Source organism: Nocardiopsis alba DSM 43377, assembly GCF_000341225.1.
In the GTDB taxonomy this organism is placed as follows: Bacteria; Actinomycetota; Actinomycetes; order Streptosporangiales; family Streptosporangiaceae; genus Nocardiopsis; species Nocardiopsis alba.
This window is the reverse complement of the sequence record NZ_ANAC01000032.1, coordinates 1-19,641: the sequence shown is the minus strand read 5'-3', so window position 1 is coordinate 19,641 and position 19,641 is coordinate 1. Positions and strand designations below refer to the sequence as shown.

Below are 19,641 nucleotides of genomic sequence, written 5' to 3'. Positions count from 1 at the left end.
TCCCCCTTGGCCCTGGGCAGGGCCCCGGGCCGGAGGTTCCGGCGTGGTGCGGGAACTCGGCATGTCCTTCGGTGAGAACTTCCGAGGCGTGGGGGTCATGATGTCCCTCGGTCCGGCGGGTAGACCGCATCGGCCAGGCGACGCAGCCAGGAGAACAGCACCGCGATCTCCCGGGTGGCACGTGCGTAGGAGACGGAGTCCATTCCCGCCAGGGCCTCCAGCATGGCCCGGTGCACCCCGGGCGCGGGAGCCGTGCCCAGTTCGGCGTCGATGAGGTGTCCCTCGGCCAGATGGGTACGGATGCGCTGGGCGACCTCGGTGTAGGCGCGCCGCAGGTGTGGGGAGGACGCCGACGCCGCCCGGGAGGCCAGGAACACATAGGTCGAGGCCAGGCCGCTGGAGTGCAACTGGACCGGTAGGTGCCGGAACCGGGTACGCAGTTCCTTGGCGTGTTCGCCCTCCACCTGGGGGAGCAGGCCGGCCGCCGAGCGCGCCATGTTCTGGTCGACGCGCCGCATCAGCCCTCCTCGGAGGCCAGGCGCGTCCACACCAGCCCCTTACCCAGGGTCTCGTCTCCACCGATGCGGTGCAGAACGCAACCGGAACCGTGCAATAGGTCCCGTAGCAGGTCCACATGGTGTTGATCCACTTCGGTTCTCCCCGGTGCGGGGCGCAGGTGCAACGAGCACGCCAGTACCGTCTCCGCGGGCAGGTACTCGCTGTGGAAGGGGCCGTTGGCCACCGTCTTGTTCTCGTTCAGCTGCACCCGCACGCTGACCTCGGTGCACTCCTGCACCAGCGTGGTCATCGCCTCACCGTCCACCAGCACCAGGTCCCGAGCGAACTTCGTGGAGAACCACTCGAACGCCGCATCGTCGTCGAAGGCCTGGGTGGAGATACGTCGTGCCCACTCGGCCAACAACCGGCTCTGTTCCCCTGCGGTGGCATGCACGTCCAGCACCAGCGGTCCCAACGCCTGCCGACCCGACCAGTCGGTGTCGGTAGCCACCGCCTCGGCCGGATTCGTCGGTACCGCGGCCGGGACCGTGATGCCCACGGTCTTGTACTTGCGGGCCAGGCGGCTCAACGCCAACGACGACGTCGCCCACGCGAAGGTGCGCTGGAGAGTGGGGACCGGCAGCGCCACGAGCTGGGCGTCACCCACCGACACCAGCCCCGGCGTGGTCGCCTGCCGTTGGGAGACGGGAGAGCCGAACAGCGCGTGCACATCCGACTCCTTCCACCGCGCGCCCGCCCCCGAAGCGGAGTAGGAGACCCGTTCTTCGGCGGCCTGGCGCCAGGCACCCTTGAGGCTTTGCCCGTACACCGTCGGATACCGGGTGTGCACCTCCCGCTGAATGGGCAGATCGATCACCCCCTCGCTGTCGGACGCCCCCGCGTGCAGCGGGGATTCAGCGCACAAGAACACCACGAACTCGGTCACGACCACGTCCCTGTCAACATCAGGCCGAACCCGGCTGTGGCCAGCCGACGGCCGATACGGTCCTCGTTGTCCTCACCATCACCCCACGCCCGCCCATGGCGTTCACTCGCCCAGGCCAAGGCGGCGGTCTCCGGGTCGGGGCCGGTGAACTCCAGCAGGTACACCGACCCGGCGGGAACGGCCCACCGCAACCGGGCCTGCTCCAGACCTCCCCGCCCGTCGGGGCGGGCGGTGGCCACCGGCATCGGTGAGGGCACCGCGGCCGCGACCAGCCGCGCGTTCGCGGGGATCGAGGGCCGCCACGTGTTCCGCCATTCACCGTCGGACCCACGCCGTCGCCACACCCCAGGGGTGACCAGGTACACCAGTACCCGTCCACCCGGGAGCACCTCGGGCGGCGGGGGAAAGTCCAGACCCTGCACCACTCGTACATCGGCCAGGCGGCTTTCACCGCCCAACCGCACCGGCCTCAACCGTTCAGGGATCCTCTGGCCGGGAAGCAGGGAGCACTGGGCCGCGAACGCCCACTGTTCGGAGGCGTTCTCCCGCAACCGCAGGAAATCGCTGGAGTACAGGTGGGCGTCGCGTACCCGCCGATCCTGGCGGGCGATCCCCACCCGGTGTTCGACTGCCACCGGTGAGGAGGTGCGCACCGCTCGCCGCAGGTTCAGCTCCGCCCCGCTCAAGTAGGCGCCCATCGCCCGGGCATCCCACCAGGCGTGCTCATCGAAGGCCCCGGCATCGGGAGCGTTCAACCACAGCAGCCCTTCCTCGTCCAGGTCTGTGATCGCCCCGCTCGGTTCCGGGCGTAGGCGCCGCCACACCCTCCCCGGCCCCTCGGTCGGCACCACATCGGCCGGAACCGTGAACCCCGGTGCCCAAGATCCGGTGGTCGTGTCCCGACGAGCCAGTACCGGACCGCGCACCGCGGCCAACTGCCCGTCGCCACCCCACGCCGCACCTATCGCACCCGCGATGGTGCTGGGCCAAGGCCGCCGAGTGCGCGCCGCCCCTCCGGCCTCGAACGCCCGGCCGTCGCGAACCTGCACCGCGTCGCGCGGCTCCAGCACCACCCACACCTGCTGCGCACTCACCACGTCTGCCTCCGCAGGAACACCGCGACCTTGGCCGCTTCCAGGGGCACCGGAGCCCACTCCGGCTCCGCGTGCTCGCACGCACCCAATCCGACCAGTACCCGGGCGTCCTCTTCAGTGCCGCCGTGGCGCACCACCAACCTGGCCACTTCCTTGGTGTACACCCGCCCCCGGTCGATGGAGGCCAGGTCCATCAGTGCCCACCGCTCCCGGTACAGGTCGTTGAGCAACCGCGGAGACAGGCCACCCGCAGTATGCAGGGCATCGACCGGCCGGAAGGTGCGTAGCGCCTGCAGCGCGTCACCGACCGGGTGGACCTCCCACGGACGCACCGTGGTGGCCCGCGAACCCGAACCGGTCAGATATCCCACCGCGACCGCGTTCTTACCCGGCGTCGATTTCGCGGCGGCCAGCAGTTTCTGGGCCTGGAGGATGGCCTGGCGCAGGGACCCGATGTGGTGGACGAACAGAACCGCGCAGCTGAGCGTGGTCGGATCCGACCCTGCCTGGTCCCGGCAGGCCGCCGCGATCTCCAGGGCCGTTGAAGCCGGGGTGAACGCCAACAGGTCATCGCCGCCGGCGTAGACCGCCACCCCTTGGCCCTCCTCGACCTCCCGGCGCTGTTTCCGCGCCAGTTCACCCAACCGCTGTGACAGGGCCCGGTGGCGCGTCGGGTCCACGGGGTCGGCCGATAGCACCTTGCCCAGGCTGTCCAGGTCCGCGACCAGGACCGCGTAATAGGGGTTGGGCTCGACTTCGAGGCTCTCCTGCAACGCTGTGGCGGCGGCCCGGCCGCGTCGTACCGCCGCGGGGTCGACCCGGTGGCCGCCAACACCGTATTCACGGGTCAGCCGCTCCTCCTGCCAAGCCTCGGGCCACACCCACGGCCCGGCACCGTCCTCCCACCAGCGCGCGATTTCTGCGTCTCGTCGGTGCAACTGCACCGCCGGGACGGGCGCTTCCCGGAACCGGAACCGGCCGGGGCCCATCACCGCTCGGACGGCGTCGTGCAGAGCCACCGCGTTCTGGCGCACGTCAGGCAGGTCCCAGGCTCGCAGGACACCGATCCGATACGGAGTCGAGGCGATGGAGGAGGTGGAGGCGAACCCGGTGGTCGAGCTGGACGGCAGAGCCGGGTGCGCATGCCAACGGCGTTTGACCCACCCCGCAGCCGACAGCGCCTGGTCCTGCTCGTGCGCGGGAACCCCTTGAGGGGCTCGGCGCTCGGCGGCCCAACGCGGGGCCAGCGAGCACGGGCCTACGTCGACGGCCTCGGGGAAGTCGAAGCCGCGCAGCCGTTTGCGGGCGGAGAGAGCGGTGTGGACCTGCTCCCACTGAGCGGTGTAATCACCCGAGGCGGGGGCCACCGCCCACATCAGATCGGGAAACCCCGGGGTCTCCCGAGCGGAGGAGAAGAGCCGTTCCACCCAGCTCTGCCATGTCTGGCGGGCCGCCGCCACAGCCCCACTCGCCCGTTCAGCGCCGGTGCCCGGCTCCACCAAGGCCACGATCCGATTCGGCGCCGCCGCAACCCGAGCTCTGTAGGGGATCACCAGTTCCTCGTCGGTGAACCGGGCTGCGACCAGGGAGGCCAGACGACCGACGATGTCGCTGGCGTTGGCCGCGTCGGCGGTGGTCCGGGACTCGGTGATGAACACCTGCACACCGGACAAGGAGATGGCGACCAGGTCGCCGGGTCGAGGTGCGCTCATCGGGTTCCATTCCAGGGGCGGGCCCGCCCAGAGGAGGTGGTGCTGTTGGGGATCGAAGAGTGTTCTCGGACAGTGGCCGACCTTGCCACCGGAGATCGCGACGCGGTCGCGGAGGGCGATTGGAGGCGGACCCGCACATGCCCCAGGCCGTGGGTGGTTTGAGCCCCTACTCCGGCGAACACGGCGAAGGACCAGAGAGCGGCGAAAGCCCGCTGGGCTCCGATGGACGTGCTGCGAGGAAGACCGAAGGTGGCACTGCCCACGAACCCCACCTTCTGAGAAGAGCCGCTCCCCACAGGCCGTGTGGAAATGTCATGACGAGCCAGGTGGACCGACCCCAGGACCTCGGTGACCGCGTCACCGGAAAGCTCCTCGGGACTGAACGCCGACCACCGTCGGGCCAGACCGGACAGGAGAAGCTCGGGATCGGGAAGAGGGAGCTGGCGCCCGGAATGGTTCATGTAGGTGGGCGTACGGAACTCCACCTGAGCTTTGATCGCTGGAGGGCTGGAAGCCAAGCTCACATAGGGCTCGCTATGCCGATCGCCTAGCTCCAGGTGAATGAGGTGACGCCCCAACCGTGCGGGGCTACCAAGACGTGTTGGCAGATCCGGTTCGATCGGCTCGTCCAACCAACTCAAGACCAGACCCGTGCCGCTGGTTGCCGTGGTGAAGGGCTTGACGGCGGCGCCGTGCTCGGACCCCGGGGTTTCCAGGAGATGGCAGGTAAGGGCGTGCAGGTGACGCGGATCGATCGAAGTGGGGGGTGGGGGTGTGAAGGTGAGTGTCCACTGAGTGGGCACGCGAACTCCGGGGCAGGCGTGGAGGAACATCAGGCACGTTGGTGCGGTGCCGTCTTGCGAGCAACAAAGTAGCAGTGTTGGTGGTGGTGCGCCTGGGAAACGGGGAGTGTGACCGATAGTGGCAAATGGGGTGGTTGACGGCCAGGGGTCTGGTAGAGGCAACGGGAGGTGTCGCCGGCTCCAGAAGCATCGAAGGCGTGTACACCGAATCTGGCTCAGCGCTAAAGACCCCGAGCTGCGTCATGAAGTTATTACCGGCCAGGGAGCTGCAGGCGCGGTAAGCGGTCCATCCCCACATGCGTGGGGCTCAGCCCGAACTCGTGGCCCAGGTCCTCGATGGCGGCGGTCCATCCCCACGTGCGTGGGGCTCAGACCTCACCGAGGGCGAGCGCCCGGTCGAGCTCCGGTCCATCCCCGCATGCGTGGGGCTCAGGGGACTGGGGTGGCTCACTGGTCGGGCTTCTGCGGTCCATCCCCACATGCGTGGGGCTCAGGCCAAGGTGCCTGACCCGGAACAGCAGGAGACAGATCCATCCCCACGTGCGTGAGGCTCAGGGTCGTGCTGTGAGCGCCACGATCCACCGCCACGGTCCATCCCCACGTGCGTGAGACTCAGGATCGATGGGTGTACGTGAAGGGCGGCAAGACCGGTCCATCCCCACGTGCATGGAACTCAGAGCGGCACGCGTTTTGTTTCTGCTGTCTCGATCGGTCCATCCCCACGTACGTGGGGCTCAGGGAAAATGACCAGCACAAACGCAAGCCGTTATCTTCCCGCAACCTCCGGATCGAAGCGGCCTCCGCGCCTTACTCATCCCTACCACAGCCACCCCGAGCCGACCCGGGACAGAGCACTCCGCCACCTCCGCTCCTCCCCTACCGATACGCACCACCCTCGCTCCTCACCATGTGTGGGAAACAGAAGACGGTCAGAGCCTCCAGAGGTAACGGATGTCGGGCTCTCGTTCCTCGTTCCGCGACCCGTCCGTCCATTCGACCGCGACGAAGCCGTGCCTCTCGTAGAAGCGCCACGCCGGCTCGTTGACCTGGAAGGTCCACAAGGCCAGCCCGTCCGGACGTTGCCGTTTGGCCAGGGCGATGAACCGATCCCCGAGGCCTCGCCCCCGCCACGCCGGGTCGAGGTAGAGCTGGTCCAACTCCTCACCGTCGAGCGCCAGGAGCCCGACCACCGAGCCTCCGGAGGTGGCCACCCAGGTCTCGTACCGCGGCACGACCACGTGCGAGAACCAGGAACGCACCTCGGCGTCATCGTGCGCTCGACTCACCGAGGGAAGAGCGGTCGTGAAGGAACGCAGCCACACGTCGGCCGCAGCGAGGGCATCGCTTCGCTCCGCCCGACGGAGTAGGACATCACCGGTGTTCACAGCAGGAGCATCACAGACGAGCGGACGGTCCGCATCCGATTTCAGAACCGCCGGGGCCGGGGGCCGAGGCCCTACAGAATGAACCCCCGAGTGAAACACCGACGGCTTCAGGCGACCGGCCATCCATGCAGCACGAACCGGTCTCCTGAGACCCAAGCCCGGATGCCCTCGGCCGGGTAGGGGATCGTGTTCGACGGCAGTGCGCGCGGGTCGGCCCAGACGAGCTCTCCGGCCTTGTCCGGCTCGGCGATGACCGGCTCACCGGACCACTTCTCGGCGAGGAAGAACATGCCGACGCGGGCGAGGTCCTCGCTTTGCCGGTGATGCACCACCGCGACCAATGCCAGGTCGCTCGGGTCGATGTCCACACCGACCTCTTCCCGGGCTTCCCGGGCCGCACCGTGCGGGATCGGCTCGCCCTCGTCGAGGTGGCCGGAGGGCAGGTGCAACATCCCGTCGCAGTAGCCGGTGTTCCGTCGTTCCAGCAGGAGGATCTCGTCTCCCCTCGGCAGGATCACGTGGACGTCGATGATGCTGCGGTAGCGCTCCGGCAAGGGTCCCCCATCAGGCGGTCTCTCGGTGTCGTTGCGACCCTAGAGCTCCGATGGCGCCGGTGAGCCCGGAAAGCAGAGATCCGATCGCCTCTGGACCTTCACCGAGACTCCGCGTTCGATGAGCCCGCGGTGGCCGAGATACGCGAGAGACTGTCGAACACCCTGCCGGCGGAACCCTCGACCTCCAAGGAGAACGTATGACCCGGATCGGGATCACCGGTCACTCCAACCTGACGGCCGACAGCGTCCCCCTCGTGCGCCGGGCCCTGGCCGAGGCGCTCGCTCCGTACAAGGACGATGACCTGGTCGGGGTCTCGTGCCTGGCCCGTGGAGCCGACCAGATCTTCGCCGAGGTCGTCCTGGAAGCCGGTGGGAGGCTCGAAGTCGTGCTCCCCTCGGTCGACTACCGCGAGGCCAAGGTCAAGCCCTACAACCTCGAACAGTTCGACGACCTCCTGATGCGCTCCGCACTGGTCCGCTACATGCCGCACAGGACCGCCGGACGCCAAGCCTACGAGGACGCCAACGAAGCCGTCCTGGGCGGGATCGACCGGCTGGTCGCCGTCTGGGACGGACAGCCCTCCGGCGGCAAGGGCGGCACCGGCGACGCGGTCGAGGCCGCACACGACCGAGGCGTTCCGGTCGACGTCGTATGGCCCGACGGCGCCCACCGAGAATAAGCCCGGCTCACCCGGGCGGATTGCTGAAGGCATGGCCCTGTCCCCACTTCGAGCCCGGCCCCCTGTGGGGTGACCTCGTCACGGCCGGGGAGGGGCTTCTTCGAACGCACTTTGAGCGCGGGGCCGGGGAGAACGGCCTGGAAACCGAAACCGCTATTCGCCGGCCGGGTCGAGGAAAAGGCTCATGTACAGTGCCGTCTCCCCCTCGGACTCGGTCCCGCTGTACAGGGAGGTGTCGAGGCCGCAGAAGGTGAACCCCATGCGCTGGTAGGCACGGATGGCCGGAGCGTTGACGTTCGTCACCTCCAGCCAGACGTGTCCGGCACCGCGCTCCCGGGCCCGGTCGATGGCGTGGTCCATCAACGCGCGGCCGATCCCTCGCCCCTGGTACGCCCCGGCCACCTCGATATCGGCGATGACCGGCCGCCGGTTCCAGGGCTCGTACTCGGTGTCGACGTAGCCGCACACGTCATCGCCGTCCAGGGCGACGAACCGACGTCCGTTCTCCGACGTCTCATCGTCCTCGGGCTCGTCGTCGGGGAAGACCTTGTGAATCGTCGCGTCCAGCCGAGTGGGGCGAATACCGAACCCGTCCTCGGAGACGACCACTTCGAAGACGGTGTCCGAGGTGAACTCGCCCCTGATGACGGCCGACCTGTCGCTCTCGCTCTCGGCCACGCGATAGGTGATCGCTCCCGCCGTCTCGCGCTGCGCTGATCTGCTGCCGGGTGGCGTCATGCCCTCACCGTAGCGGTCCGGCACGAGCGCCCGCCCTCGTACCGAAGAGTCGACCGTCCGGCCCATAGGCCACGGTGGTCTACACCGCGCGGCCTTCGCCCTCGAACGCCGCCAACGAGGCGATGAAGCGCTCCGCCGCCGCATCGACCTCGGCGGTCGGGGTCAGCATCCTTTGTAGAAGGAGTCCTCGCAGACCCGCGGTCGCGATGATGCTCCGCTGCCGGGCGTCGGCCTCCGTGGCCCCATCGCGAAGGGCCGCGGCTTCGAGAAGACGCGCCAGGTCGTCGATGTCGACGACGAGCTCCTGGAACGCGTCACGTTCATAGACCGCGAGCCCGACCAGGTGGAAGAAGGCGTGGACGCGGTCTTCGTGCGCGGGATCCGAGTAGAAGTCCCAGATGGCTCTGCACAGAGCGACGAAGCCGAGTTCGTCGCCGGTCGCGGCGATGACGACGTTGTCGCGGCGGCGCGCCTCCAACAGCACCGCGCGCAGCAGCCCCGGCCGCGATCCGAAGTGGTACGTCAGCAACGTGTGGTGCACACCGAGCCGTTCCGCCACTTGGCGCATCGACAGGTTCGGGCCGGGGCCGTTCTCGCCGAACTCATCGAACAGCGCCTCCAGGAGACGCTTCTTCCCTTCCCCCACGGGCGATCTCACGTTGCCTCCGTTGACAGTTTCACCACTGTTGAGTACGTTACCGCACATCCAATTCACCACTGTTGAGGACGCCGTCGGGGAGGACCGCCTCAGGGCGCGAAACCCCTGGTCATCCGGCGTCGAGATCCACTCCCCGACCCGAAGATGTCCGCCGATCCGGGCACGGCCGTCCCCATCGTCAAGGGGCCGCTTCATGAAGAGAGAAACGCGATGAGCGAGATACTGCACGGCTGTCTGCCGGACACGGAGTACCTGGAGGTGACCGCGCGATCGGGGCGCCGCTACGGCGTCTGGGTGACCACACCCCCCGGTTACGCGGACTCCACGGATCCCCTGCCGCTGATCTACGTGCTGGACGGCAACTGGTCCGTCGGACTCACAGCGCCCCTCATCGTCACCCAGGCGGACCCGTATCTGACGATCGCCCCGTACATCCAGGTCAGCGTCGGGTACGCCGGTGAGGAGGCCGCCTCCTGGTCGTCGCTCCGCAATCGCGACCTCGTTCCGCCGGGAGAACCCATCGGTGAGGAGATGATGGCGACCCTCACGGCGGCTCGCGAGACGGGGAGGATGACCCAGGAGCAGGTGGACGCCTACCTCGCGGAGCTGGCCGAGACCCGGGCCGACGTCTTCCTCGACTTCCTGACCGACGAACTCCACCCGCACCTGCGGTCGAGGCTGCGGGTCGGCGAGTCCGGGCACGGCCTCTTCGGCTACTCCTACGGGGGACTCTTCGCCCTCTACGCGTGGCTGCGCGAGGCGGCGCCCTTCGCGAGCTTCGGCGCGGGCAGCCCCGGCGTCGCCGGTGCGGACAGCCGGATCTTCACCCTCATCGACGCCCTACCGGAACCCGGCGAGGGCTCGGCCGGCTCACGGCTGCACATCACGCTGAACGAGGCCGAGCTGCTGGGAGACGTTCCGTTCTACCGCGGAATGTCCCGCAACGTTCTTACGGCGGTGGAACGACTGCACGCCAAGGGGTGGTCGGAGCACGTTTCGAAGGCCTTGTTGCGAGAAACGCACGTCACCGGTCTGCAAGCGTCGTTCCTCGGCTACTTGAAGACCTGCCACAAGCGCTGACCGAACTCGATCGCGCAGGGGTCAGGGGCCGCGGCGCCCACCTCCGCGGACCTCACTCATCAAGGCCCGGCGAGCATGGCTCCCGGGCCTTCGTCGTGTTCGGCCCCGCCCTGCCGGGCGTACTCCGCTGCCCTAAGCCGGACGTCCCCCACGTCCCGCCCGGGACTCCTGCTCCCACATGGACGCGGGACGGTCGAACCCGGGATGGAACGCTACAGGCGGTTCACGATCACGCCGAACTCCTCCGGAGTGAGAACGCCCCTGTTCCGCAGCTCTTTCACCATCTCGAAGGACGACATGGGCGCGGGTTCCGGGACCTGCCGTACCGGCGCGGCCGGAGCCGGAGCGTGTGCCGGTCCCCGCGAGATGATGCCGTTGATCGCGTCGACCATCGCCTTGCCATCGGGCTTCTGGACCTGGTCGATCACGGCCTTGTTGCCACTGGCGAAGATCGTGATCTTCCCGAGCAGCATCCCCGCCGACCACTGGACCGACGAGATCTTCTCGAACGGGAAGTCCTCGGTGACCTGACTGGTCCATCCGTCCTTGAGGAACATCAACCGACGGTCGGTGAGCACCACCAGGCCCGTGCCGGGCCCGTAGACGCCTCCCAGGAGATGGGTGACGGTCTCGCCCTCCCGCAGGTACTCGACGAGCTTGCGAATCTCCCGGTTCGACCCGAGCCGGTGTGACATACGGTCGCGCGCGGCCTGGATGTCGGGACGAAGCTGGACGTCGGCCATGAGGGAGCCTCTTCCTGGGAGGGATGTGGGGATCTGGCGCCATCGTGGCACGGGTTCGAGCACCGTCGGACCACATGACCGGCACAGGCCACCGTGTGCACCAACGCCCCATCATGAACGTCGAGAGGCGTCCAGAGCTCGACCATTGTTCTCCGCTCCGAGCCCTTTCCTCTACCAGCGCCCGATCCCGGATCCATCCCCGCGTGCGGGAAGGCGGTCCGGGAGGGTACCGGGCTCAGGCGCCGGGGGTGTCCTCCGGGCCCGCGATCCAGCGGCGGTGGATCCACTCGCTCACCCGGAAGACCAGCGGCAGGCTCAGCAGCACTGTCAGGATCCGCACCACCTGCACACCCACCACCTGGGCGCTGTCGAGATCGAGGGCGATGGCGGCGGCCACCATCTCCCCCACCCCGCCGGGCACCAGCGACAGCATCGCCTCGGCCGGGTCCATGAGCCCCACGATGGCGAACAGCCATCCGAAGAGCAGTCCGGCGCCCAGCACGACCGTCACCGCGAGCGTTCCGGGGCCGATGATGCGCAGGAACTGCCGAAAGACCTCGGAGCCGATGGTGGCACCGATGGCCGTGCCGATCAGCAGCTGTCCGGTCAGCGCGATCGCGGTGGGCACCTCGGCGGCGAGGCCGAAACCGAGGTTCACCGCGGCGGCTCCGACGAGGCCGCCGGTGAGGGGCCACAGCGGCACGCGTACCCATCGGAAGACGAGTGCGGCGCCCAGGGCGCCCGCCATCACCGCGAGCAGGGGCAACGGGTTCATGAGCCCACCACCGCCAGCACGATCGGCAGGAAGACGAACACGATGGTCAGCAGCCGGACCGAGTGCACGGTCATCACCACACCCATACGGGCTCCTTTGTCGATGGCCAATGAGGTGACCTCGGCCAGCCCGCCGGGGGTGACGGCCAGCACGGCGGTGGCCGGGTCCACGTCGTAGCGGGCCATCAGCAGGGCGATGACCAGGAGGTTCACCATGGCGAGCCCGAGGTAGGCGGCGATGACGGGGAGGGCGACCGATGCCGTGCTCCCCAGGGATTCCATCGTCAGCAGCACACCGCTGACCAGGCCGACCAGGAGCAGCCCGACGTACCGCAGAGGCCGGGGGAAGGCGGTGGGCCGAAGCCGCGGCGTCCACTTCTGGTTGGCGAGGGCGGCGCCGATGGCACTGCCCAAGAGCATGCCCGCCGGGACCCCCAGCAGTTCGAGGAGCGACCCCACCACCGCCGCGCCGGCCAGCAGTCGCAGGACGTCCAAGGCCCGGCCCCAGCCGGATCTATCCGCTCGCGCCGTCACGTGACCTCAATCGTTCGTCGTTGCGGGACATCGGCGGACCAGGCACGAAGCCCCTTGACAGGCGTTTGACCATTGGAATACCTTTCCTTCACTTGGTATACCAAAGGGGAGTGAATGTCCACCAATACGACTGATGTTCTCGTCGTGGGCGCCGGCAACGCCGCCATGTGCGCCGCTCACGCGGCCCGGGAACAGGGCAAGCGGGTCCTGGTCCTGGAAGCCGCCCCCAAGGACCGGGCCGGTGGCAACAGCTACTTCACCGCGGGCGCGACCCGCATCACCCACGACGGCCTAGAGAGCCTGGCGGACCTCATCGAGGCCGATGAGCGCCACGGCACCACGGAGGTGCCGCCCTACTCCAAGGAGGAGTACGCCGCGGACCTGAAGCGGGTGACCGACGGGCGCAACGACCCGGAGATGACCTCGATCCTGATCTCCAACATCGCCGACGACATGCGGTGGCTGAAGTCCAAGGGTCTGCGGTACCGCCTGATGTACGAGCGCCAGGCCTACCGGCGCCCCGACGGCGGTTACCTGTTCTGGGGCGGGCTGCACGTAGGAAACGTCGACGGCGGCGAAGGGCTGGTCCGCGACCACTACCGCGCGGCCGAGGAGTCGGGCATCGAGATCCTGTTCGGCGCCCGCGCCCTGCGCCTGGTCCAGGCCGACGGCGTGGTCACCGGGGTGGTCTACGAACGCGACGGCGAGGAGCACACCGTCCAGGCCGAGGCCACGATCCTGGGAAGCGGCGGCTTCGAGGCGAGCAAGGAGATGCGGGCCGAACACATGGGCCCGCAGTGGCACCACGCCGTCACCCGCGGAACCCCGTTCAACACCGGAACCATGCTCAACGAGGCGCTGAGGATCGGCGCAGCCAAGGGCGGGGACTGGACCTCCTGCCACGCCACGCAGTGGGACGCGGGGTTCGCGGACAACGAGTCCAACTACGAGGTCACCAACCGGTTGACCCGCCAGAGCTACCCGCTGGGCATCATCGTCAACCGCGACGGCCGGCGTTTCCTGGACGAGGGCGCCGACTTCCGCAACCTCACCTACGCCAAGTACGGCAAGGAGGTCCTGATGCAGCCGGGCGCCGTCGCCTGGCAGATCTTCGACGCCCCGCTACGGCCCATGCTCCGCCCTCAGGAGTACGAGGTCCCCGGCGTCGGCGAACACGTCGCCGACTCGTTGGAGGAACTCGCCCGGGACGCGGGGATCGACGTGGACGGGCTCCTCGAGACCGTCCGGTCCTTCAACGACTCCATCCGCACCTCGGTGGAGTTCGATCCCAACGTCAAGGACGGCCGTTCGGCCGACACCGTCCCGCCCAAGTCCAACTGGGCCAACCCCATCGCCGAGGGCCCCTTCTACGCCTACCCGGTCACCTGCGGCATCACGTTCACCTTCGGTGGGCTCAAGGGCGACTCCCAGGCCCGGGTGCTCGACCAGGACGGTGCGGTCATCCCGGGACTCTACGCGTGCGGCGAGGCGCTGGGCGGTCTGTTCAGCGGCAACTACCCCGGAGGCTCCGGTCTGGCGGCGGGCATCGTCTTCGGCCGGATCGCCGGACGGTCTGCGGCGTCATGACGGGCGGCACACAGGTCGAAAGCGTCTACCAGCAGCTGCGCACCCGCATCCTCGACGGGTCCCTCGAGCAGGGATACGACCTCAACGAACGCGCCGTGGCCGACCTGGTCGGCACCTCCCGGACTCCGGTCCGCGAGGCCGTGGCCCGGCTGCTCGTGGACGGGCTGGCCGAACGTCAGGGCCGCAGGACCCGGGTGACCGTGTGGGACGGCGAGAAGACCGGCCAGCTCTACGAGATGCGCAAGATCCTGGAATCGGAGGCCTGCCGGTTCGCGGCGATGCGCAGAAGCGAGAACGAGGTGGTCCAACTCGAGGCCTCCCTGGCCGAGCAGTCCAGACTCGAGGACCCCTCCGCCGCCGTGCGCCGGGAACTGAACTACCGGTTCCACCTGATCATCTGGCGTGCCAGCGGCAACCCGTTCCTCATCGAAGCGAACCAGAAGCACGGCGTGCAGTCGATGTCCATCTCCCCCACCACGCTGCGTACGGACCAGCGCTGGAGCGATTCGCTGGAGGAGCACACGCGGATGGTCGACCACATCAGGGCCCACCGGGCCGACGAGGCCGCCGAGGCCATGCGCCACCACATCGAATCCGCGTACAGGCAGAGGTGATCGTGTCGGCCATCGCCCCTCACTGAAGGCCCTCGAAGGCCTTCGAGCCGCTCGCCCCCGCCCGACACGATCCGCGTCGGTCGAGCCGGCGGCCTGAGAATGCCTCAACGGCCGATGTGCGCGCCCGGGAGGTTCAGCCGAATTCCGTTCTCACGTCCGAGAAAGACGCGACGACGCCTCTGCGATCGGCTGAGCCGACCCGGGCACCGGTTCACCTGAAACGAACCTCGACAACGCATCCGCTTCCGACCGGGAAGAAATATCGGTAGAGCCACCGGCATCCGCCCGGGGGCCCTGAGGAATGCCGATCATAAAATCCACACAGGACACAGCCCGGACGGATTAATTTTACCAGGCGAGCGGCTTTGAATCCGGGCGAAACGTGGTACTGTAACGCAAATCTCACGTTGATTTAACCTGTAATACCGTGAGCCACCGACCACCCCATCCTCGTCCATCACCGTTCCCACATAACCGGAAATACCGAAAGAGAGCCCCCATGTACTCCCCCACATCGCGCCCCGCCGACAGCCGAACCGGCAAGCGGAACCGACGTGCACTCATGGCCTCCATGGCGGTCGTCCCCCTTATTCTGGCCGGCTGCGGAGCCGATGACGGCGAATACCCCTCGGACTCCATCGAATACATCGTCCCCTACAACCCGGGCGGCGGCGCCGACCCCGTCGGGCGCCAATTCGTCCAGATGCTGGAAACGGAACTGGACGCCAACGGAAACGTCATCAACGTGCCCGGCGGCGACGAGGCGGTCGGCATCACCCAGCTGGCCAACGCCGACGCCGACGGCTACACCCTGGGTCTGGGCACCTCCGGAGGCTTCGTGGCCCAGCCCCTGGTCACCGGCGAGGCCCAGTACGAGACCCCCGCGGACTTCACGCCCCTGGCCAAGATGTCCGGCACCCCCTACGGCCTGTTCGTCTCCCCGGACTCCGAGTACGAGACCCTGGACGACCTGATCGAGGCGGCGAAACAGAACCCCGGGGACATCCAGATCAGCACGCCCGCCCGCATGGGCAACCCCGCCTTCGTGATCTACTTCCTCGAAGAGCAGGCCGACATCGAGGTATCGCTGGTCACCACGGCCGGCGGCACCGGAGAAGCGGCCCTGGAGGTCATGAGCGGCCGCCTGGACGCGGTGGTCGGAAACGCGTCGGGACAGCTGGGACTGGTCGAATCCGGCGACCTGCGAGCCCTGGCGTACAGCGGCCCGGAGGACTACAGTGACTTCCTCCCCGACGCCGTCCGATTCGACGAGGCCGGGTACGAGATCCCCTTCACCTCGGACTACATGACCATGGCCCCGGCCGGTCTGGACGAGGACGTCGCCTCCGCCCTGCGCGAGGCCTCCGACGCCATCGTCACCAGCGAGGAGTGGGAGGAGTGGGCCCGAGGCCAGGGCACCCTTCCCCACGTGGCCACCGGCGAGGAACTGGACACCTACCTCGAGGACATCAAGGCCGGCATCGAGCACGGCATCGAGCTCGGAAACGACCGCGAGAACTGATGTCCGAGAACACAGGCCACGCATCGGAAATCTCGACACAGGGGCTTAAGAACGACCCCAAACGCTTGGGTCGCATCCTCTTCGGAGCCCTCTTCCTAGCCATCTTCGTCGGGTACTACATAGCGGGAATGGATCTCGACAAGGGAACACTGGCGCAGCCCGGACCGGGGATGATCCCCGGATGGATCGGTATCGCCGGAGCGGCCATCTCCCTGCTGGTGATCGTCGAATCACTCCTGGGACGCTCAGAGTCCGGTCGGATCGACTTCCCCCGCGGACGCGATCTGAAAGATGTTCTCATATTCACGTCCATGGTGATCGTCTACTACGCCGTGCTGATCCCGACCCTGGGACAGTACATCGCGTCGGCGCTCTTCGCCGTAGCGTTCATCCGCGTGGTCGGCCGTGCTTCATGGGTGAAATCCATCATCATCGGTGTTGTCATGGGAATCGTCTTGACCCTCTTCTTCGCTGAGGCCCTGGGAATTCGGTTGCCCAGCGGCATGATCCTTCCGTAAGAGGCATAAACCATGGGAACAATTGAAGGCTTTCTCTACGGCCTCGAACTCGCGGTCTCACCCGAACTACTGCTGGCGGCGTTCGTCGGGGCGCTGGCCGGCACGCTGATCGGAATCCTCCCCGGTCTCGGTCCGGTGGCCGGCGCCGCGCTGCTGCTGCCGCTGACCTTCGCCTACGAGCCCGCGGTCGGCATGATCATGATCGCCGGTATCTACATCGGCACCCAGTTCGCGGGGTCGATGACGTCGATCCTGCTGAACATGCCCGGGGACGCCCAGTCCGTCGTCGCCACCTTCGACGGTCATCCGATGATGAAGAACGGTCGCGGTGGAGCCGCCCTGACCATCATGACCCTCGGGTCGTTCATCTCCGGCCTGATCGGGCTGGGCATCGTGCTACTGGTCCTGCCGGCCGTCACCGGCGTGGCCATGCGGTTCGGTCCCGCGGAGTTCTTCGCGCTGACCGCCGGCGGCCTGCTCGTTCTCGCCCGGATCTCCGGGGGCTCACTGGGGTCGGGGCTGTTGCCGATGATCATCGGTGTGGCGCTGGCGACGGTCGGCCTGGACGTCAACACCTCGACGAACCGCTTCACCTTCGGTCAGGTGGATCTGACCCTGGGGGTCGCCCTGGCCAGTGTCGCGGTCGGCCTCTACGGGCTCTCCGAGCTGATGTTCATGCTCACCGGGGACGCGAAACGGCCCAAGCCCAAACGCTTCCGGATACGCGAGCTCATCCCGACCAAGGAGGAACTCGGCCGCTCGATCACCCCGTGGGGGCGCGGTTCACTGATCGGGTTCGGGTTCGGGCTGATTCCGGGGCCCGCGGCCGCGCTGTCCACCTTCGGTTCGTACAAGGTCGAACAGTCGGTCTCCAAGCATCGGAAGAAACTGGGCACCGGAGCGGTGGAGGGTGTGGCCGGCCCGGAGGCGGCCAACTCCTCGGCCACCATCGGCAGTATCGTCCCGGTGCTGATGCTGGGCATCCCGTTCTCCGCCACCCTGGCCCTGATGATCTCGGCCATGACGGTTCAGGGCGTCCAGCCCGGCCCCCTGCTGGCGACCCAGCGACCCGACCTGTTCTGGTCGGTCATCGCGTCCATCCTGATCGCCAACGTCATGCTGTTGCTGCTGAACCTGCCCCTGATCGGCGTGTGGATCAAGCTCATCATGACCCCGATGCGCTACATGGTCCCGTTCATCGTCATCATCGCCTCGATCGGCGCCTACAGCATCAACAGCAACTTCATCGACCTGCACATCGTGCTGATCGCGGGGGTCTTCGGATACTTCCTGCGGCTGCTCGACTTCTCCCCGGCCTCACTCCTGGTGGGTCTGGTCCTCGGTTCGATGATCGAGCGCTACTTCGTCCAGGGGATGGTCACCTACCGCGGCGACCTCTGGGCGATGGTCGGCGCCTCCGGCATCTCGATCACCATCTGGGCCCTGGTGGCGATCGTTCTGTTCGCGGGGTTCCTCAAGCCCGTCTGGACCACCGTCAAGCGCAAGAAGCGCGAGCACGTCTCCTAGCTCTGTGTCCGCCCCTTCCACCCGGACCGAGCGAGACGGCGGAACAGCCACAGGACCCCTGGCGGACGATCTCCGCCAGGGGTTCTCCCCATGCCCGGGGCGGGCGGAGTCGTTCGAGGTGATCCGCCACCGGATGAAGCCGTGGCAGGGAGAGAACGCGCATCCCGCGTCCCCACCACCACGGCCTCGGACCGTCCCGGAGAGAACATCTCACCGACCGCGGGCCTTCTCTCAAAGAAGAAAACCGACCAGGACGATACCTATGCGGAGAAATCACCGGTCACAGCGCCACCGATCCCCCACCTTCCCTTGTGTAAGGGCGGAGGCGTTTTCTCCGAGTCCGAGGGCCGGTTACCCTCTTTTCATGTGGTCATCCACCGACACCGACGGGAAAATCCGCGAGGGGCTGATCTTCCTGCTCTCGCAGGGGATCATCGACGACTTCCAGGTCCGTGCCGGGGACGACTTCCCGTTCCGGATCCAGGTGCCCGCCGGGGTCGTACCCATGAACGAGAAGCAGGTACGGCACTTCATGCTCGGCGCGGTCGCCGCGCACTTCGGGCCCATCGCCCGCGCCCGCCGCTGAGGTTCGACGGTTCCCCCCCGCTCGAGGCCGGCCGGGGTCCGGCCGGAGCACCCCGTACCGCGTTTTCGGATTCGAAGACGGAACGCGGAATTCGAGCGCCCACGAAGCGCTCGCCTTCACATGGTTTCCAGAACCGTTCCTCTGCCCATGGCATTGACTCCCACGAACCGCTTTCCGCCCTGGTCATACCCCTAGGGACAGATACCCGGAGCTTTATCCATTCAGGCAGGAGGAACGGCCCCCTGCTACTGCTACCGCTCCCGCTCCCCTGGGGGTGCTCCCCGCCATCGTCCTTCAGTAGTGCGAGTTCAGGGGACGCCACTCCTACGTGCGTGGGGTTCGGGTCGACCACGCCCGCGCCGTTGCCCGCGCGATCGGTCATCCCCACCCGCGTGGGGTTCGGAGAGAACGACCTACGGGAACAGAAGCCGCGATCTCCCCACGACCTCCGCCACGAAGCGTCACGCGCTCTCCCTCAACACCCACCACGCCCGCCTTGGGCCGCGCCGAGAGAGCACCTCACCGGCCCCGGCTCCCCTCTCCTGGAACACCGACGGACCGCCCTCGTCTTCACCGCGCCCGCGCACAGGGAGCAGTCCGCACCGGACATGACCGCGGACGTCGGTGAGGGGACCACCTCCGCACACGGGTTCCGCGACCTCTCCGACCGAACGAACCACCGGCGTTGAACAGCCCTTTCCCCGACTTCTCAGAAAACCGGCAAATCAGACACTCCATGCTCGCCAGGTCGACCCCCGGCGCGAACTCCTCGACTTTCCTCTCTCAGTGAACAAAACCACCGGGGTTCCCCCCAAGGTCGATGTCGAGTTACCCGACCATCCCGAGGATGAGAAAAAGAGGGCATCCGTACTGGTGGGGGCCACGCGCCACAGAAAAACCGGACCCGAGGACCCCTCGACCCCATCACCATTCGTCGCTAACCGGCCCCCGAAAAATCCGGAGAGCGAACACCGAAACCCGACACCGCAGGCCGATAAAAGCAGAGCTCAGCGGCCTTCTTCCCCTCGCTAAGAGCTCATCTCAAAAGTCCTCGCTGTGCTTGGCCAGATGCTTGTAGCAGATGAGGA

The 19,641-nt window shown here is 67.6% G+C and carries 20 protein-coding genes; 8 read left to right on the top strand and 12 right to left on the bottom strand.

Going from position 1 to position 19,641, the window contains the following annotated elements:
• Positions 1–95: 95 nt before the first annotated feature.
• From cmr5 to D451_RS26865, 7 genes are all read right to left on the bottom strand, one after another.
• Positions 96–518: a type III-B CRISPR module-associated protein Cmr5 gene (gene cmr5, locus D451_RS26880; RefSeq protein WP_017536407.1), complete on the bottom strand. Its 423-nt coding sequence runs from the start codon at positions 516–518 to the stop codon at positions 96–98.
• The gene (gene cmr4 / locus D451_RS0124865) at positions 518–1,444 is read right to left on the bottom strand and encodes a type III-B CRISPR module RAMP protein Cmr4 (RefSeq protein WP_036568707.1); all 927 of its coding nucleotides are present in this window, start codon (positions 1,442–1,444) and stop codon (positions 518–520) included. The genes cmr5 and cmr4 overlap by 1 nt, the downstream gene beginning before the upstream one ends.
• Positions 1,441–2,538, bottom strand: a complete 1,098-nt coding sequence (locus D451_RS26875; protein ID WP_161628232.1) for a type III-B CRISPR module-associated Cmr3 family protein — start codon at positions 2,536–2,538, stop codon at positions 1,441–1,443. The genes cmr4 and D451_RS26875 overlap by 4 nt, the downstream gene beginning before the upstream one ends.
• Complete coding sequence (cas10, locus tag D451_RS27085) at positions 2,535–4,250, bottom strand: type III-B CRISPR-associated protein Cas10/Cmr2 (RefSeq protein ID WP_017536404.1); 1,716 nt, start codon at positions 4,248–4,250, stop codon at positions 2,535–2,537. The genes D451_RS26875 and cas10 overlap by 4 nt, the downstream gene beginning before the upstream one ends.
• The gene (gene cas6 / locus D451_RS28850; RefSeq protein WP_081616125.1) at positions 4,247–5,083 is read right to left on the bottom strand and encodes a CRISPR system precrRNA processing endoribonuclease RAMP protein Cas6; all 837 of its coding nucleotides are present in this window, start codon (positions 5,081–5,083) and stop codon (positions 4,247–4,249) included. Before cas6 ends, cas10 begins: the two co-directional genes overlap by 4 nt.
• An 899-nt stretch (positions 5,084–5,982) precedes the next feature.
• A complete protein-coding gene (locus D451_RS0124850; protein WP_026125350.1) occupies positions 5,983–6,438 on the bottom strand; it encodes a GNAT family N-acetyltransferase in 456 nt (151 codons plus the stop codon).
• 107 nt (positions 6,439–6,545) lie between these two features.
• Positions 6,546–6,992 (bottom strand): NUDIX hydrolase, encoded by a 447-nt coding sequence (locus D451_RS26865; protein WP_017536402.1) that lies wholly within the window; start codon positions 6,990–6,992, stop codon positions 6,546–6,548.
• Positions 6,993–7,189: 197 nt separating this feature from the next.
• Between D451_RS26865 and D451_RS0124840 the strand changes: the two genes are divergently transcribed.
• On the top strand, positions 7,190–7,672 hold the full coding sequence (locus D451_RS0124840; protein WP_017536401.1) for a hypothetical protein: 483 nt from the start codon (positions 7,190–7,192) through the stop codon (positions 7,670–7,672).
• A gap of 153 nt (positions 7,673–7,825) precedes the next feature.
• Here the strand turns inward: D451_RS0124840 and D451_RS0124835 are convergent, their stop codons facing one another.
• On the bottom strand, positions 7,826–8,410 hold the full coding sequence (locus D451_RS0124835; RefSeq protein WP_051067496.1) for a GNAT family N-acetyltransferase: 585 nt from the start codon (positions 8,408–8,410) through the stop codon (positions 7,826–7,828).
• A gap of 79 nt (positions 8,411–8,489) precedes the next feature.
• The gene (locus D451_RS0124830; protein ID WP_017536399.1) at positions 8,490–9,068 is read right to left on the bottom strand and encodes a TetR/AcrR family transcriptional regulator; all 579 of its coding nucleotides are present in this window, start codon (positions 9,066–9,068) and stop codon (positions 8,490–8,492) included.
• Positions 9,069–9,278: 210 nt separating this feature from the next.
• Here D451_RS0124830 and D451_RS0124825 point away from each other — a divergent pair, with 210 nt between their 5' ends.
• Positions 9,279–10,148 carry an alpha/beta hydrolase gene (locus D451_RS0124825; RefSeq protein WP_017536398.1) on the top strand — a complete coding sequence of 290 codons (870 nt, stop codon included), beginning with the start codon at positions 9,279–9,281 and terminating at the stop codon, positions 10,146–10,148.
• Positions 10,149–10,360: 212 nt separating this feature from the next.
• Here D451_RS0124825 and D451_RS0124820 read toward each other — a convergent pair whose 3' ends face one another.
• The 3 genes from D451_RS0124820 to D451_RS0124810 form a co-directional block, all read right to left on the bottom strand.
• The gene (locus tag D451_RS0124820; protein WP_017536397.1) at positions 10,361–10,891 is read right to left on the bottom strand and encodes a PH domain-containing protein; all 531 of its coding nucleotides are present in this window, start codon (positions 10,889–10,891) and stop codon (positions 10,361–10,363) included.
• Between the two features lie 235 nt (positions 10,892–11,126).
• Complete coding sequence (locus tag D451_RS0124815; protein ID WP_017536396.1) at positions 11,127–11,666, bottom strand: AbrB family transcriptional regulator; 540 nt, start codon at positions 11,664–11,666, stop codon at positions 11,127–11,129.
• Complete coding sequence (locus D451_RS0124810) at positions 11,663–12,199, bottom strand: AbrB family transcriptional regulator (RefSeq protein ID WP_051067494.1); 537 nt, start codon at positions 12,197–12,199, stop codon at positions 11,663–11,665. The genes D451_RS0124815 and D451_RS0124810 overlap by 4 nt, the downstream gene beginning before the upstream one ends.
• A 114-nt stretch (positions 12,200–12,313) precedes the next feature.
• Here D451_RS0124810 and tcuA point away from each other — a divergent pair, with 114 nt between their 5' ends.
• The 6 genes from tcuA to D451_RS0124780 all read left to right on the top strand — a co-directional run bounded on the left by tcuA (position 12,314) and on the right by D451_RS0124780 (position 18,553).
• Positions 12,314–13,786 (top strand): FAD-dependent tricarballylate dehydrogenase TcuA, encoded by a 1,473-nt coding sequence (gene tcuA, locus D451_RS0124805; protein ID WP_026125348.1) that lies wholly within the window; start codon positions 12,314–12,316, stop codon positions 13,784–13,786.
• Positions 13,783–14,400 carry a GntR family transcriptional regulator gene (locus D451_RS0124800; RefSeq protein WP_017536393.1) on the top strand — a complete coding sequence of 206 codons (618 nt, stop codon included), beginning with the start codon at positions 13,783–13,785 and terminating at the stop codon, positions 14,398–14,400. The genes tcuA and D451_RS0124800 overlap by 4 nt, the downstream gene beginning before the upstream one ends.
• A gap of 499 nt (positions 14,401–14,899) precedes the next feature.
• The gene (locus D451_RS0124795; RefSeq protein WP_017536392.1) at positions 14,900–15,922 is read left to right on the top strand and encodes a Bug family tripartite tricarboxylate transporter substrate binding protein; all 1,023 of its coding nucleotides are present in this window, start codon (positions 14,900–14,902) and stop codon (positions 15,920–15,922) included.
• On the top strand, positions 15,922–16,440 hold the full coding sequence (locus tag D451_RS0124790; RefSeq protein WP_017536391.1) for a tripartite tricarboxylate transporter TctB family protein: 519 nt from the start codon (positions 15,922–15,924) through the stop codon (positions 16,438–16,440). Before D451_RS0124795 ends, D451_RS0124790 begins: the two co-directional genes overlap by 1 nt.
• 12 nt (positions 16,441–16,452) lie before the next feature.
• Positions 16,453–17,967, top strand: coding sequence for a tripartite tricarboxylate transporter permease (locus D451_RS0124785; protein WP_017536390.1), 1,515 nt, complete (start codon positions 16,453–16,455; stop codon positions 17,965–17,967).
• Between the two features lie 364 nt (positions 17,968–18,331).
• Complete coding sequence (locus tag D451_RS0124780) at positions 18,332–18,553, top strand: hypothetical protein (RefSeq protein WP_014913341.1); 222 nt, start codon at positions 18,332–18,334, stop codon at positions 18,551–18,553.
• Positions 18,554–19,641 lie beyond the last annotated feature (1,088 nt).

What these genes read in the sequence shown, in the direction of transcription:
- cmr5 (WP_017536407.1), bottom strand. Translation starts at nt 518, where the DNA reads ATGCGGCGCGTCGACCAGAACATGGCGCGCTCGGCGGCCGGCCTGCTC.
- D451_RS0124820 (WP_017536397.1), bottom strand. Translation starts at nt 10,891, where the DNA reads ATGGCCGACGTCCAGCTTCGTCCCGACATCCAGGCCGCGCGCGACCGT.
- D451_RS0124800 (WP_017536393.1), top strand. Translation starts at nt 13,783, where the DNA reads ATGACGGGCGGCACACAGGTCGAAAGCGTCTACCAGCAGCTGCGCACC.
- D451_RS0124795 (WP_017536392.1), top strand. Translation starts at nt 14,900, where the DNA reads ATGTACTCCCCCACATCGCGCCCCGCCGACAGCCGAACCGGCAAGCGG.
- cas6 (WP_081616125.1), bottom strand. Translation starts at nt 5,083, where the DNA reads ATGTTCCTCCACGCCTGCCCCGGAGTTCGCGTGCCCACTCAGTGGACA.
- D451_RS0124785 (WP_017536390.1), top strand. Translation starts at nt 16,453, where the DNA reads ATGGGAACAATTGAAGGCTTTCTCTACGGCCTCGAACTCGCGGTCTCA.
- tcuA (WP_026125348.1), top strand. Translation starts at nt 12,314, where the DNA reads ATGTCCACCAATACGACTGATGTTCTCGTCGTGGGCGCCGGCAACGCC.
- D451_RS0124825 (WP_017536398.1), top strand. Translation starts at nt 9,279, where the DNA reads ATGAGCGAGATACTGCACGGCTGTCTGCCGGACACGGAGTACCTGGAG.
- D451_RS0124840 (WP_017536401.1), top strand. Translation starts at nt 7,190, where the DNA reads ATGACCCGGATCGGGATCACCGGTCACTCCAACCTGACGGCCGACAGC.
- D451_RS0124780 (WP_014913341.1), top strand. Translation starts at nt 18,332, where the DNA reads ATGTGGTCATCCACCGACACCGACGGGAAAATCCGCGAGGGGCTGATC.
- D451_RS0124835 (WP_051067496.1), bottom strand. Translation starts at nt 8,410, where the DNA reads ATGACGCCACCCGGCAGCAGATCAGCGCAGCGCGAGACGGCGGGAGCG.
- cas10 (WP_017536404.1), bottom strand. Translation starts at nt 4,250, where the DNA reads ATGAGCGCACCTCGACCCGGCGACCTGGTCGCCATCTCCTTGTCCGGT.
- D451_RS0124815 (WP_017536396.1), bottom strand. Translation starts at nt 11,666, where the DNA reads ATGAACCCGTTGCCCCTGCTCGCGGTGATGGCGGGCGCCCTGGGCGCC.
- D451_RS0124790 (WP_017536391.1), top strand. Translation starts at nt 15,922, where the DNA reads ATGTCCGAGAACACAGGCCACGCATCGGAAATCTCGACACAGGGGCTT.